General features: G+C 61.1%; 12 protein-coding genes. 10 read left to right on the forward strand and 2 right to left on the reverse strand.

Annotated elements, in window-relative coordinates; all coding sequences use genetic code 11:
• Positions 1-30: 30 nt before the first annotated feature.
• On the forward strand, positions 31-597 hold the full coding sequence (locus GKIL_RS14015; RefSeq protein ID WP_023174333.1) for a Uma2 family endonuclease: 567 nt from the start codon (positions 31-33) through the stop codon (positions 595-597).
• Positions 598-681: 84 nt separating this feature from the next.
• Here the strand turns inward: GKIL_RS14015 and GKIL_RS14020 are convergent, their stop codons facing one another.
• Complete coding sequence (locus GKIL_RS14020) at positions 682-1,146, reverse strand: tetratricopeptide repeat protein (protein ID WP_023174334.1); 465 nt, start codon at positions 1,144-1,146, stop codon at positions 682-684.
• A gap of 347 nt (positions 1,147-1,493) precedes the next feature.
• On the opposite strand from GKIL_RS14020, the gene GKIL_RS14025 reads away from it, so the two are divergent.
• From GKIL_RS14025 to GKIL_RS14040, 4 genes are all read left to right on the forward strand, one after another.
• Positions 1,494-2,582, forward strand: coding sequence for a hypothetical protein (locus tag GKIL_RS14025; RefSeq protein ID WP_023174336.1), 1,089 nt, complete (start codon positions 1,494-1,496; stop codon positions 2,580-2,582).
• Between the two features lie 557 nt (positions 2,583-3,139).
• A complete protein-coding gene (locus GKIL_RS14030; RefSeq protein ID WP_023174337.1) occupies positions 3,140-3,565 on the forward strand; it encodes a hypothetical protein in 426 nt (141 codons plus the stop codon).
• Positions 3,566-3,610: 45 nt separating this feature from the next.
• Positions 3,611-4,282 (forward strand): ABC transporter ATP-binding protein, encoded by a 672-nt coding sequence (locus tag GKIL_RS14035; protein WP_023174339.1) that lies wholly within the window; start codon positions 3,611-3,613, stop codon positions 4,280-4,282.
• A gap of 111 nt (positions 4,283-4,393) precedes the next feature.
• Positions 4,394-5,944 carry a B12-binding domain-containing radical SAM protein gene (locus GKIL_RS14040; protein WP_041243963.1) on the forward strand — a complete coding sequence of 517 codons (1,551 nt, stop codon included), beginning with the start codon at positions 4,394-4,396 and terminating at the stop codon, positions 5,942-5,944.
• 50 nt (positions 5,945-5,994) lie between these two features.
• Here the strand turns inward: GKIL_RS14040 and GKIL_RS14045 are convergent, their stop codons facing one another.
• Positions 5,995-6,357: an alr0857 family protein gene (locus GKIL_RS14045; RefSeq protein ID WP_023174341.1), complete on the reverse strand. Its 363-nt coding sequence runs from the start codon at positions 6,355-6,357 to the stop codon at positions 5,995-5,997.
• 463 nt (positions 6,358-6,820) lie between these two features.
• Between GKIL_RS14045 and GKIL_RS14055 the strand changes: the two genes are divergently transcribed.
• From GKIL_RS14055 to GKIL_RS14075, 5 genes are all read left to right on the forward strand, one after another.
• Positions 6,821-9,283 (forward strand): U32 family peptidase, encoded by a 2,463-nt coding sequence (locus GKIL_RS14055; protein ID WP_023174342.1) that lies wholly within the window; start codon positions 6,821-6,823, stop codon positions 9,281-9,283.
• 235 nt (positions 9,284-9,518) lie between these two features.
• Positions 9,519-10,328, forward strand: coding sequence for a mechanosensitive ion channel family protein (locus GKIL_RS14060; protein ID WP_023174343.1), 810 nt, complete (start codon positions 9,519-9,521; stop codon positions 10,326-10,328).
• 77 nt (positions 10,329-10,405) lie between these two features.
• Complete coding sequence (locus tag GKIL_RS14065; RefSeq protein WP_023174344.1) at positions 10,406-11,563, forward strand: TonB C-terminal domain-containing protein; 1,158 nt, start codon at positions 10,406-10,408, stop codon at positions 11,561-11,563.
• A 112-nt stretch (positions 11,564-11,675) separates the two neighbouring features.
• Positions 11,676-12,863, forward strand: a complete 1,188-nt coding sequence (locus tag GKIL_RS14070; protein WP_023174345.1) for a pyridoxal phosphate-dependent aminotransferase — start codon at positions 11,676-11,678, stop codon at positions 12,861-12,863.
• A 218-nt stretch (positions 12,864-13,081) separates the two neighbouring features.
• Positions 13,082-14,779 carry a GAF domain-containing sensor histidine kinase gene (locus GKIL_RS14075; RefSeq protein ID WP_023174346.1) on the forward strand — a complete coding sequence of 566 codons (1,698 nt, stop codon included), beginning with the start codon at positions 13,082-13,084 and terminating at the stop codon, positions 14,777-14,779.
• Positions 14,780-14,789: the final 10 nt, after the last annotated feature.

Genomic DNA, 14,789 nt, shown 5'->3' on the forward strand with positions numbered 1-14,789 from the left:
CCATGTCAAGCCCTCACCCTGAGCAAGCCTATGCTTACCAAATCTAAAGAACCCTACTTTTCAGCCGATGAGTATCTGCAGATCGAAGAGCAGAGCCCGATAAAACACGAGTACGTCGATGGTCAACTCTACGCTCTGGTTGGAGCCAGCCAGAACCATAACACACTGGCGGCCAACCTCCTCTCTGCTTTGATGCAACATCTGCGGGGTTCTGGGTGTCGCGTCTTTATGTCCGACATAAAAGTCCGCATCGAGCAGCGCAATCGCTTCTTTTATCCAGATGTGGTCGTCACCTGTGACCAACGCGAGCGCGAGACGCCCTTGTACCTGCGCTATCCTAAGCTTGTGGTAGAAGTCCTGTCTGATTCCTCAGAAGCCTACGACCGTGGGGCAAAGTTTCTAGATTACCAGACGCTTGAAAGCCTTCAAGAGTACGTTTTGATCAGCACAAAAGAGCAACTCGTTCAATGCTTCAGGCGCAGTGAACCGGGTTTGTGGGTGTTGCAATCTTATACCCAGGAAGACAAGGTATACCAGATTGGTAGCCTCCACTTTTCTAAAACGCTCGAAGAACTGTACGAAAACGTATCTTTTTAACCCGTTTGGTACTGCTTATCCAGCGTCTTCATCGGGGTTGGCGAGGACCGCTAACAGCCCGCTCATAAAAGTTCTCCGGAGCGACTACGCACTCGCGGTCGTCGAAGAGTCGATCCAGGCGCTCGAGGATGGCCTGCCGCAGGTAAGCCCGCCAATCTTTATCCAGCCAAGTTTTACGGCGAGGGCAACGTATTCGGCCTCGTCCGCTGCAACCAGCGCCTCGATGCCCAACACGCGCAATATGCCGTAATGCACTGCCGCCAGGTTGGGCTGCCGGCGCAACACCTGACGGAACTGGCGAATTGCCGCGCTCGTCTGGCCTGTGGCAAACAGGATGTTGCCCAGGTTGTTGAGCGCTCCGATCTGTCCCGGTTCGAGGGAGAGTACCCGGCGGTAGCAGCGGGCCGCTTCCTCCAGCCGACCGAGAGCCTGCAGCAGCATCCCGAGGTTGTAGTGGGCCTCAGTCCAGTTGGGGCGCAAGGTTGTTGCCCGCGTCAGACACTGCAGCGCACCGTCGGGGTGACCACTTTGTTGCAAGATTAAACCCATTCCGTGCAGGGCTTCTGGCTGTTCAGGCTGGGTTCGCAAAATCTTGTCGTAGATGTCGCCTCCCTCTAATAGACGACCAGCCTGCTACAGCGAAGCTGCCTGGGCCAGGGCGGCACGAAGAGCGTTCGTCGGCATCGCCGGATGCCCGGCTGACTTTGCGGAATGTTTGGATTTTGCCATCGCCGCCTGCGGTGCTCGCAACTCCCGTATTTTAGGCTTCCGGACCCGCCCGCGCCGGTATTGTCCCAGACTTTCAGCTGGGAGAATCGTAAGCTTCCGGAAGGGAGCTTGCTCAACAGCCCAAAAAGCCTGTGATACATTACTGAATGTTGTCTGGAACACCCGCCATGCCCGGACGTGTTGCCGCTATCGCCCTGAGCCTGCTTATCGCGCTGCCGGTCGCCGCTCAAACGCCGCCACCGTCACCTTCTGCCCAACCTGTCCCCCCATCGTCCGCCTCGGCTCCTGCTGCTCAACCGGCTCCGGTGGCCCCGGCTGCGGCCACTCAGTTGCCTCCGGTCTCGTCCTCCTCCCCATCTCCAGGTACTCAACCTGCCTCCCAGCCGGCGGTGCTGAGTGTTGGAGCCGAAGCCACTACCAGCGAGGTAAGCCGCCGCCTGTCGGGCCGGGAACTGCTCAAAAAGCTGCGCCTGAACCTGGATGTGCAGACGCCCCTGGGCAAATATTTGGTCAACATCGCCGACGATGCGGATGTCGAGCGGGCCAAGAACCAGTTCGCCGGGATAGTGGCGCTTATCGTCGGTCAGCAGCAGCGCCTGCCGATGATCAGTCAGGTCGTCCATCGCGGCCTCGACAAGGTAAATGGTGTCGATCCGGACCTCGATAAGCTCCTGGCCGCCCTTGCTGCCGGTTATCCCGACCTCAACTTTCAAGATCCGCAGGTGCTCAAGGTCTTGCGCCGCAACAGTGCCCTTCTGGTCAACACGACGGCGGGTGTACTGGCCGAACCCAATTCGCTGGGACTGTTTGCCCTGATCGAGCCTGAGCTGGCGGCGCGCTTCTACCTTGTAAGCCTCCAGGACCGCCTGGCTGCCCGTGGCGACTGGGATCCGCTGGGCAACGCCCGCCTCAAAGACCAGATCGACCAGCTGGACAGGGCTCTTTCTGTCAGCGATCCCGATTCTGGCCAGCGGCTGGTCCGCCTGCAAAATTTACTCAAGGACATGGGCATCCTGGTGCCGAACACCGCCGAGGGCGGGCGCATCCTAGTCGATAAAGTCTTTAACCGCTTTCAAGAAATTCTCGACGGCAAAAACCTGCCTGCCACAGTCGATGTCGTCTCCCGCAGTCAGCAGACACTCCTGGGCAAATTCTTCGACAAACTCGACGCCCGCATCGCCCAACTGCAAGCTCCTGCTCCCACCACCGGGCAGACAGCTCCAGCCGCGACGACAGCAAATCCGATCGCTCGTTGAGATTTGCCTTGCTTTTTAACGACTAAGGAGACGAAGCGAAAAAAGCATTGGGTTTTGGGCTGGAGTAGGGGAAGTAGATTCTTTGGAGGGGAGCGTTCTTTTGTTTTTGGGTGCTTGCTAAAACGGTCCCCACCCCTCCACACCCCCCCTGCCCCCCCTCTCCTCCTCCTGCCCCCCGAATGGGGGGCTGCCCCCGCCGGGCAGAGGAGGAGAGGGGGGGCAGGGGGGGTGTGGAGGGGTGGGGAATCGGTACGCGCAATCTCACGGATCGCTCTGGCTGAATTGGTATCCGGACAGGCTGTGATCACTGGTTTTGGTCGGCCTGCCATTCTCGCTACCTTCTTGTTGCGCTTATAAAAATCATAAAAGAGTGTTTGCCCTGTAGTTCTTCGACCGAAAGGTACTGCGGCGAGGACAGCGCGAGGGCGATGCGGCAGCGATGCAGTACATTGGGCTGCAGCGCTCGGCTCTGTGAACTTGCACACCGCTTCTTAAGCTGATTTGCGACAGCGGGGACGAAGCTATCATGCGGGGTAGAACTCTGGATACTTAAGCAGATGGGCCAGAATGTCCGGCTTCGGATCGTAGCTGGGGCGGTGCTGCTGTTGCTGGCAGCGGTGTTGCTGCCGTTCGTCCTCTTTGCGCTCGTAGCAAGGCGCGATTTTCAATCGGCCTTCGTCTTCTGGATCGTCGCTTTCCCGGCGGGGACAATCGGGTTTTATCTGCTTACAAAAGCCCTGGCAGAGCGGCGGACAGGACTATCCTACAGCGAGTTGGATCTTACCTTTGCCCGGCTCCTCAAAGAAAACAACTGGCAGATTACCGCCTCGCGCCTGGCGGAGGGAGCCGGTATCTCGATCGAGGAGGCCCGCCGCTACCTCGATGAAAAGACCCTCGTCATGGATGGCCGCTTCAGCGCCGACGAGCAAAGCGGCGAGCAGATCTACCGGCTGCAGCCAAAGCCGGGGGCGGGTAGAACCTGAAGGTTGGTTTTGGCGTCAGGATAAGCGTGCGGATTCAACAATTCAATGATTCAACTGGAAAACATCGTCAAGAACTACCAGCTCGGCGAAGTGAGCGTCCCGGTTCTGCGCGGCATCGACCTTACAATTGCGACGGGCGAGTACACGGCGATCATGGGCGTCTCCGGCTCCGGCAAGTCCACCTTGATGAATATCATTGGCTGCCTGGACCGGCCCGGCTCGGGGCGCTACCGGCTCGCCGGTCAGGATGTCACCGAACTGGACGACGACGAGCTGGCCGAGGTGCGCAACCGGCGCATCGGCTTCGTCTTTCAGCAGTTCAACTTGCTGCCGCGCCTGAGCGCTCTCGAAAATGTCATGCTTCCTATGATCTACGCCGGTTACTCCAAGGCAGAGCGGCGCGAGCAGGCGGAACTGGCTCTCGTGCAGGTGGGGCTCGCCGAGCGGCTTGCCAACCGGCCCAGTCAGCTCTCGGGCGGTCAGCAACAGCGGGTAGCGATCGCCCGTGCCCTCGTCAACCAGCCAGCTTTGTTGCTGGCGGACGAACCCACCGGTGCCCTCGACACCCGCACCAGCGACGAGGTGATGGCGCTGCTCACGGGCCTCAACGACCAGGGAATCACGATCGTAATCGTCACCCACGAACACGAGGTCGCCGAGCGCACCCGCCGGATCATCCGGGTGCAGGACGGGGCGATCGTAGGCGACGAGCGGTAGACAGGCCCGTTTGACCGCTCGATCTGGGGCGAAACACCGAAAGGCATAAATTTTAGTTCCTGTTTGTCCTGGCGCTGTAGGCTGAACGCTATAGCGCTTGGGGCAATGCCGATGAAAGCTCTGCTGCTCTGGCCTTCGATGCCCAATTCTTTCTGGTCTTACCGTGAAACCCTTGCCCTGGCTGGGCTGCGCTCTACCAACCCGCCGCTGGGGCTCATCACCGTCGCCGCTTTGCTGCCTGCCGACTGGCAGATCCGCTTCGCGGATCGCAATATCCGAGCTGAGAGCGAGGCAGACTGGCAGTGGTGCGATCTGGTCTTGATTTCGGCGATGATCGTCCAGCAGGAGGACTTTGCCTGCTTGATTGAAAAAGGCGTTGCCCTCGGCAAGAAAGTGGCCGTGGGCGGTCCTTTTGCGACCTCGGTGCCCGAATTTGCCCTGAAAGCCGGTGCCCACTACCTGATTCTCGACGAGGGCGAGTGTACGGTGCCGCTATTTCTGGAGGCGCTGGCGCGGGGCGAGGAGCGGGGCATCTTTCGAGCCACCAGCAAGCCGGATGTCACCCAGACGCCGCCGCCCCGCTTCGACCTGCTGGATCTAGACGCCTACATGGCGATCACCGTCCAGTTCTCGCGCGGTTGCCCGTTTCAGTGCGAATTTTGTGACATCATCAACCTCTTCGGTCGCAAACCGCGCACCAAGAGCCCCGAGCAGATGCTCGCCGAACTGGAAATGCTCTACCGGATGGGCTGGAACCGCTACGTCTTTCTGGTAGACGACAACTTTATCGGCAACACCCGCAACGCCAAGATCTTCTTGCGCGCCCTGATTCCCTGGATGGAGGAGCGCCACTATCCGTTCATCCTGCTCACCGAAGCTTCCCTCAACCTGGCGGAGGATATGGAACTGGTGGAGCTGATGGTCAAAGCGGGCTTCACCACGGTGTTCATGGGCATCGAGACGCCGGACACCGACAGCCTGTTCGGCATCCACAAACTGCAGAACACCCGCCATCCCCTCGTCGAATCGTGCCACAGGATCACAGCGGCGGGCCTGCAGATCATGGCCGGATTCATCATGGGCTTCGACGGCGAAAAAGCCGGAGCTGGAGAGCGCATCCGGGCCTTCATCGAACAGACAAATATCCCCCAGTGCCAGTTCAGCCTGCTGCAGGCGCTGCAGAACACGGCCCTCTGGCAGCGGCTGGAGGGTGAACATCGCCTGGTCGATGGCCTGGGCACCTTTCACCAGGGGGCATTGATGAACTTTGTGCCCACCCGGCCCGTCGAGCAGATCGTCGAAGAATATATCGCCGCCTTCTGGCAGATCTACGACCCGCCCGCCTACCTGCGGCGGACCTTTCAGCATTTTCTTTTGATGAACGGCTGGCGCGGCAAAAGCCGCAGACCCACAGGCCGGGCAGAATGGCGGCTATTTTTTGCCCTCCTCTGGCGGCAGGGGGTGATGCGCTCGACGCGCTGGCGCTTCTGGTGGCAGTTGCTGGTTATCGCCGCTCGCAAACCGCGCCTGCTCTTTGACTACTTGATCGCCCTCGGGGCAGGCGAGCACTTTTTTAGCTACCGCCATCAGGTGCGCGCCCAACTGCGCGCCCAACTGGAGGAGGTGCGCCGCTCAAAGCAGATGGCCGGAGTATCAGCTTGAAGCGAGCGCAAAGTCCGGGTTCGGACCCTCTCTATCTCTCGTCCTTGTATTTATGGGACTATCCTGCAAGAGCATAGCGTGCGCCAGAGAGCCGCGAGGCGCTCCTCCAGATCCCCCGGCAACTCGGCGACGAAGACGCCTTCCTCCGCTTCGGCGGCCCCGGCAAGCCAGATCCCGCTGAAGCTCACTTCGATCGACTGGTCGTCGGCCCGGCTTACAGCGATCCCCGGCTGAGCCGCGAGAGCCGCCACACCGGGAAGGTGACCCACTAAAAGCGAAGCCCAGCCCGATTCGACGGCAAGCTGTGCCCCAACGGAATTTTCGATCGCGAGCCGATCGCGCACGAAGGCGGCGATCGGCTGATCGACGATCTCGACGTGCAGGCCAGTTTCGGTATAGATAATCTTTAACATGATTGTCAGGGTCTCCTGGGTCCGTCGATAGGTCTTCCTGGGCCGCTCGCCTGGGCTGATAAGCAAAAACCCCCGCTTCGTCTTTTTTGGAAGCGGGGGTGAAAGTCAAGGTAAAGAGCCGTTGCCTTTTAACTTTCTGCAGGTAGATCGTCCCTGCGTCGCCCACTTCGCCTGTGCTCGGGTCGATCAGCGATCAGCAAATTCAGAAGATAGGTGCTGAAATCGACTGGCTGCCACGAGCGACCAACCTGTACGCCAGGACCGGCCATCTGTCCTTGAAGCGGGCAGAGGGTGGTCGTGGTTACAAAATGGCGGTGGGCGAGGCGCATGGGCGGAGTAAAATCCAATCTGTACTACGCTAATACTACGGGCTTGCCGGTGCGCTGGTCAAGCCTGCTGGCCCAGAAAATTCCTGCCTGTCCCAGGCCGCCTCGTTAGGATAGGGCTGGCAAGGGAGAAGGTGATGAGCAGAGGCGAGCGAGGGGCTGGGCGGCGAGCGGAGTTGCTCGCCCCGGCGGGGGATTGGGAGTGCCTGCGGGCAGCGGTCGAGAACGGTGCCGACGCTGTGTACTTTGGGCTGGAGCGCTTCAACGCCCGGATGCGTGCCCAGAACTTTACCGCCGCCGATCTGCCGGAACTGGTTGCCTTTTTGCACCGCCGGGGCGTCAAAGGCTACGTCACCTTCAATACCCTGGTCTTTGCCGACGAACTCGCCGAGGCCGAGCAGTACCTGCGCACGGTGATCGCGGCGGGGGTGGATGGGGCGATCGTCCAGGACATCGGCATCTGCCGGCTGATCCGGGGGATCTCACCGGATTTTCCGATCCACGCTTCGACCCAGATGACGATCACGAGCGCGGCGGGGGTGGCCTTTGCCCGCGATCTAGGCTGCGATCAGGTCGTGCTCGCCCGCGAGTGCTCCCTCGCTGAGATAGCAAAAATTCAGCAAACTGCCGCTTCGGCTGGCCTGCCCCTCGAAGTGTTCGTCCACGGCGCGCTCTGCGTCGCCTACTCCGGGCAGTGTCTGACCTCGGAGGCGCTCGGTGGCCGCTCGGCCAACCGGGGCGAGTGCGCCCAGGCGTGCCGGATGCCCTACGAGCTGATTGCCGACGGTGAAGTCGTAGATCTGGGGGGCAGAGCCTATCTTTTAAGCCCCCAGGATCTCTGTGGAATTGCGCTTTTGCCGGAGCTGGTGCGCTCTGGGGTCGCCTCGCTCAAGATCGAGGGCCGCCTCAAGTCGCCGGAGTACGTGGCCAACATCACCCGCGCCTACCGCCAGGCGCTCGATCGAATAGAGGTTGCCGACGATCTTGCTTCCCCGAGCGCCGAGGTGCGCTACGAACTGGAGATGGCCTTTTCGCGGGGACTTTCGACCGGCTGGCTGGAGGGCACCGACAACCAGAAACTTGTTCACGCCCGCTTTGGCAAAAAGCGCGGCGTCCGGCTCGGGGAGGTACTGCAGATCGAGGGCAGCCAGGTTGGCCTGCTGCCGGATGCGCCCGTCAAACCCGGCGATGGGGTCGTCTTTGACAGTGGCCGTCCGGAGCAAGCGGAGGAGGGGGGACGGATCTGGACGGTGGAGCACAGACAGGACCGGCTCTGGCTGGGGTTTGCCCGAGGCGAGATCGACTGGCGGCGGGTGCGGGTGGGGGACATCCTCTGGAAGACCAGCGACCCCCAACTCGATCGCCAGTTGCGCCAGAGCTTTGCTGGCGATGCGCCCCGGTTTCAGCGGCCTCTGGGTCTGAGGGTCTGGGGCCGGGCGGGAGAGCTTCTGGCGATCGAGGGGCGCGACGAGGCGGGCCAGACCACGCGCGTCCTTTCGACCCTGCCGCTGGTCGCCGCTCAAAAGCAGGCTCTCACGGACGAGCGGCTGGCTGAGCAGCTCGGGCGGCTGGGCGGGACGCCCTTTTATCTGGGTGCGCTCGTCAACCAGCTCGAAGGGGCGCTCTACCTGCCTGTGAGCGAACTCAACCGATTGCGCCGCGAACTGGTCGAGCAACTTCTTGCCCTGCGCAGCCGGCCCCGGCGCTGGCAGATGCTTCCAGCGACTCCCGCCTGTGCCCCACCGCCCGCTGCTGTGCCTGCCGGTGCTCCAGAACTGATCGTCCTGGTGCGCTCACAGGAGCAGTTGGATGCCGTTCTCACAGGCGACATTCGGACTATCTACTGCGAGCTGGAAGATGGACGGCAGTACCGCCGGGCTGTCCAGCGCGCCCACGCAGGCGGCGCTGCCCTCTGGGTCGCTCCGCCGCGCATCTACAAGCCGGGCGAAGACTGGCTCTTGGACCAGGTACGCTCCAGCGGCGCTGACGGTTATCTGGTGCGCAACTACGATCACCTGCGCTACTTTGCAAGTGATCCCTGTGTGGGCGATTTTTCGCTCAATATTGCCAATCCCCTCGCCGCCGCCCACTGGATGGAGAGCTATGGGCTGCGGCGGCTCACCGCCTCCTACGATCTCAATATCCAGCAGCTGACAGCCCTGCTCAAGACGGCACCGCCCGAGTGGTTCGAGATCACCATCCACCAGCACATGCCCCTGTTTCACATGGAGCACTGCGTCTTCTGTGGGTTTTTGTCCGAAGGCTCCGACTACACCAACTGCGGTCGGCCCTGTGAGCGGTTGGCCGTCCGGCTGCGCGACCGGGTGGGCGACGAACATCCCCTCAAAGCCGACGCCGGTTGCCGCAACACCGTCTTCAATGCCCGAGCCCAGAGCGGGGCGGAGGCCGTTCACCACCTCCGCGCCGCCGGAGCGCGCTACTTGCGCCTTGAATTTCTCGACGAATCGCCCGAACAGGTGGTCCGGACCATCGCCTGCTACCGACAGCTGCTCAATGGCACCTTGAGCGGCACTGCCCTGTGGCGCGAGTTGCAACTGCTCAACCAGTTGGGCGTCACCCGTGGCCAGCTCCCCGGCTGAGGTGCGGCGCGTTGAATATTGGTCGGCAGTCGGTTATAAAATTTGCATACATCTTCCAGGACAGTTCTTTCTGTACCGAATCGGCAAATTTGATTCCCTCTTAAAAGCACCTGCATAACACCGGAGCAAGCGGTAGTGTCCTTCGCCGACTCCGCGCTCGTCTGTTCTATCCGTCGAAGCGGGAGAGCCGAATTCGTGCGCGCCTATCTGCTACATCAAAGGAGCAAAAATAACGATGAATCCTCAGACGATACAGACTGTTACAGACCTGCTTATCAATGCTGGCCTCAAGATTATTGCGGCCCTGCTCATCTTTGCGATTGGCCGGGTGCTCATCGAATTTGCCGTCAGCCTGACGCGGCGCGCCCTCGACAAGCAGCGCATCGAGCCTACGCTTGTCCGCTACCTGGCTTCGGTGATCTCGGTGCTCGCCAATATTGCGCTCATCATCGCCATCTTGGGCTTCTTTGGCGTCGAGACCACCAGCTTTGCCGCCCTGTTCGCCGCTGCCGGTATCGCGATCGGGGCGGCCTGGGCAGGGCTGCTCGCCAACTTTGCTGCCGGAGCCTTCATCATTGTCCTGCGGCCCTACAAGGTCGGCGATTTTATCACCGCCGGCGGGGTGACCGGTACCGTCAAAGAACTCGGCCTCTTCGTCACCGCGATCGACACGCCGGACAACGTTCTGGTCTTTGTCGGCAACAACAAAATTTTCTCAGACAACATCCAGAACTTCTCCGTCAACCCCTACCGCCGCGTCGAACTGGCCGCCCAGCTCAACCACAGCGTCGATCACAACGACGCCATCGCTCGGCTCAAGCAGGGACTGGCCAATATCCCGAATGTCTTGAATTCACCGGCCCCCGATGTCGAGATTCTTGAATTCAACCTCTCAGGACCGGTACTGGCCGTGCGGCCCTACACCAACAACATCCACTACTGGCAGGTGTACTTCGACACCAATCGCCTGATCCGCGAAAGCTTTGGCCAGGCGGGCTATCCCACCCCGGCCCAACACTTCGTTATCCGCAACGCCACCGGTTGAGGCCGCAAAAAAATCCAGGGTGCGCCGGGCAGAATTTGTGCTACGTTTACTTTGCCCCCTACCAAGGCCATCTACCAATGTCGATAGCTCGGCGCATTCTCGTTCCGCTCCTTGGCGGCTGTCTTTTTTTGCTGGTAGCCAACTGTTCCCTCATGGCTGCCACCCAGATGCGGCAGTTCTACAGCGACGATTTTCCGGTCAAAGTCTACATCAGTCCTTATCTTGCCGGTTCGACGGAGACCGACGAGACGAAGCGCCCGCGCGTACCTGAGGCGGCCTACAACGCTTTGCGCCAGGCGGTGCTCGATTGGGATCTCCTGATGATCAATTCGCCCGACAAGCCGCTGGATCGGACCTATACGATCGTTCTCAAACAAAAGCTCGATGTCTCCGATGCTACTCGCTTCGCTAAATTTGGTTTTTTGGTCCTCACTGACCAACCCGGCGAGGCGGACCTGTTCGTCGAAGCTAGCGACCTCAAGACGTTCGATCTCAAAGACGGCAAGGAGGCTCTTGGCTACTTCTCTGCGGTCAGAAGCTACCGGCTCGGCAAGATCGCTATGGCCATCCACCAACACCTCTCCTCGGAGTTGCGGGTGGTACTGCTGCACGAAATTGGTCACGCCCTCGGATTGGATCATGTCGCCGACGACGGCAACGAAAGTTCCTGCAACCTGATGTCACCGACCAAATATACCTGCTCGATTGCCCTGCCCGCCTGTCGGGGCAACAGCGAGCTGTGTATCGGTATCCTCGATTCTCAAATTCGCCAGATCGAAAAAGCACTGACGAGCGAAAGACCGATTAATTCTGAACCGGTGGCAGCAAAACCGCAGGGCACCCAAACGAGCGAGTCCCAAGCAGCGACGAAGCAGCAGGAGACAACCACGACTGCGGTTGCGATCAAAACAAAAGTAGAATCGCCCCGGCCAATCGCCACTATTCAAGATTGGATAGCCGAATTTCAGCGCAAGATCAAAGCGGTTTGGGATCCGCCGGAGGTCGAGAAGGATGCGCGGACGGTGCTGACAGTTGTGGTTGATCGCGCTGGCCACGTCGGTGAAGTTGCCGTCAAAGAAAGCGCCGGTCTCAAGTCGATCGATGAAGCCGCCATCGCTGCCGTCCACAAGGCTGGGCCTTTCGTCGCCTTGCCAGGCAGCTATAAGGAACCCGAGGTGTACATGGACTTCACTCTCGACGTTCATGCCGGGGACGACAAACAACCGGGCCAGTAACACGGGCCAAAACATTTCTTTTTGCCGTTCTTCTGCGGTTCGAGCGCAGGTGGATGCGCCCGTTGTGGCATTCTAGAAAAACTGCCCCACAGGTTCGTCGGAGAAGTTGGTGATGTCCCGCCTCAGTAGTCGCGTCCGCTCCTTGACCCCCTCGCTCACCCTGGCGATTGCCGCCCGGACAAAAGCCCTCAAGGCAGGTGGCGTCGATATCTGCAATCTGAGTGCGGGTGAACCCGACTTCGACACGCCCGCGCCCATCCGCGAGGCGGCAAAGGCAGCCCTCGACCGGGGCGAGACCCGCTACGGCCCGGTGGCAGGCCAGCCGCTGCTGCGGGAGCTGATCGCCCAGAAGCTTGAGCGCGACAACGGGCTGGTCTACTCCCCCGAGCAGATCCTGGTGACCAACGGCGGCAAGCAGGCGATCTTCAACGCGGTCATGGCCCTCGTCGAGCCGGGGGACGCCGTACTCATCCCCAGCCCCTACTGGCTGAGCTATCCAGAAATCGTCGCCCTGGCGGGCGGTACCTCCCTGTTCTTGCCCACCACCGAAGGGGCAGACTTCAAGATCACAGCCGACCAGCTCGAAGCGGCGATTACACCGCGCACCCGGCTGCTTGTCCTCAATTCGCCCTCCAACCCGACCGGCATGGTCTACAGCCGCGCCGAACTGGAGGCGCTCGCAGCGGTGATCCTCCGCCACGACCTGCTGGTGCTCTCCGACGAGATCTACGAAAAGCTCGTCTACGACGGCACCACCCACCACAGCATCGGCAGCTTCGGCCCTGAGATTGCAGCCAGAACGATCACCGTCGGCGGCTTCAGTAAGGCTTTTGCGATGACCGGCTGGCGGCTGGGTTATCTCGCCGCACCCCCCGAGATTGTCAAAGCCGCCGCTGCGATCCAGAGCCACAGCACCTCGAACGTCGCCCTCTACTCCCAGGCCGGGGCGATCGCGGCGCTGCAGGATGAGCGGGTAGCCGGTGAGGTCCAACGGATGGTGGCCACCTTCGCCGAGCGGCGCACCGCCATGTACCGGGCGCTGAGCCGCGTCCCAGATATCACCTGCGCCGCCGCCCAGGGTGCGTTTTATCTGTTTGCCGACATCGCCGAGAGTGGCCTCGATTCGACCCGCTTCTGCGAAAAATTGCTCGAGGAAGGGCACGTCGCCGCCGTGCCGGGCATCGCCTTCGGTTCGGACGCCCATATCCGACTCTCCTACGCTGCCGACCGCACGACTATCCTGAAAGGCATCGAGCGACTGGGACAGTTCATGGCGCAACGGCGGGCGGTGCGCCTGTAGACGTAGCACGTTGTCCTGCTAAAGACTGTATATCTATCCCCAGGCGCAGGCCAGACACCGTATAAGTCAGCCTAAAGTCGATGCGCCGCTCTGGCCAAACCTGCTATAAATCGAGTAAGTAATTATCCTTATTGCCCTGGCACACTGATTCGCTTTTATTTGCTGTGGTTGCACTTGATCTCGATCGCCCGATCGTTTGAGAGCTTTAGAACAATCCCATGGATAATACAAGTAAGACAAAGGAACAGTTGCTCAGCGAGCTACAGAAGCTCCAGTTGCACGGAACATTTCTCACCGAGGCAAGCCGGGTGCTCGCCTCCTCCCTCGATTACCGCACCACCCTGGCATCGGTTGGCCGTCTGGCTCTAAGCGGTCTGGCAGATTACTGCCTCATCGACTTGCTGGAGGGACAGAGCGTGCATCGGCTGGTGATTGCCCGCGCCAATCCGGAGCGGGGGGAGGGAGCCTGGCAGGTAGAGCGGTATTATCCCTTCGATTTGCAGGCGTCCTACGGTCCGAGCTACGCCGTGCGCACCGGCAAAGGTGAGCTGGTAAGTGAGGTCGGCCCCGACGCGCCGGACCTGCTCGCGATGGCCGGGCTGCATTCTTACATCTGCGTGCCGCTGGTAGCCAGGGAGCGCCCCCTCGGCGCTCTGACGTTCGGCCTGGCGCAAAAAAACGGTGATCGCCACTACGACGAGTCGGATTTTAATCTGGCGGAGGAATTGGCCCGGCGGGCGGCAGTAGCGATCGACAACGCCCGGTTGTTCGCAGCGGAGGCGGAGGCACGCTCCCAGGCGGAGGTGGCCAATCGCACCAAGGACGATTTTCTGGCCACCCTCAGCCACGAGTTGCGCACCCCCCTCAACTCGATCATCGGCTACACCCAGTTGCTCAGGCGCGGCCAGCTCGATTCGGCGGCAGCCAGACGGGCTCTGGAGGCGATCGAGCGCAACGGCTGGTTGCAGACCCAGCTCATCGACGATCTGCTCGATGCTTCGCAGATCTTGCAGGGCAGCCTCGAACTCAATCTGCGTCCGGTGCATCTGCTGCCCATCGTCCAGGAGGCGGTCGAGTCGCTCCGCTCCGCAGCCCAGCTCAAGCACATCCAGCTCGATGTGCAGCTGGAGGACGAAACCGGCCTGATTTTAGGTGAAGCGGTGCGTCTGCGCCAGGTAGTCCTCAACTTGCTCTCGAATGCGATTAAATTCACGTCGGAGGGGGGCCGCATCCAGGTCCGACTGGGGCGCGAGAACGGGAGCTGGCAACTGGTGGTGCGCGACAGTGGCATCGGCATCGATGGGCGATTCCTGCCCTACGTCTTCGAGGTTTTCCGGCAGGCGGACAGTTCGCGGCGGCGCGAGCACGGCGGGCTCGGCCTCGGCCTCGCCATCGCCCGCTACCTCGTCGAGCAGCACGGCGGCCAGATCGAGGCAGAGAGTGCCGGTCAGGGCCGGGGAGCAACTTTTACCGTCCATCTGCCGGTGATGGCCGAACCGGCACTGGTGGTGCAGCCCAGCCGCTCCACTCCCGACAACCCCGGCCACCAGCCGCTTTCAAGGCTGCGGGTGCTGGTGATGCCCTCGATCGAGAGTGGCGACGGCGAGGCGGCCCTCTCACTGGGGTCGATGGTCCGTCAGTTGGGAGCTGAGGTGGCGACGGCGGTGACGGCGGCTGAGGCGCTCTCGCTGCTCGAACAGTTCGATCCTGACGTGCTGATTAGTCCCGTCGGCTATGCCAGGAATGACCTTTGTACGGTGATCCACAAAGTTGGTGAGCAGCGGCCTCCCCGCTGCGACCTGCAGGCTGGCGACGGCGAACAGCTGGTGCAGGCAGGCTTTGAGATTCGCACCGCTCCCGCCACACCCGAAAAGCTGGCAACGGCGATGGCAAGTCTTGCCTCCCGCCGCGCTTGAGCTACCATCG

The organism is Gloeobacter kilaueensis JS1 (assembly GCF_000484535.1).
Lineage (GTDB): Bacteria > Cyanobacteriota > Cyanobacteriia > Gloeobacterales > Gloeobacteraceae > Gloeobacter > Gloeobacter kilaueensis.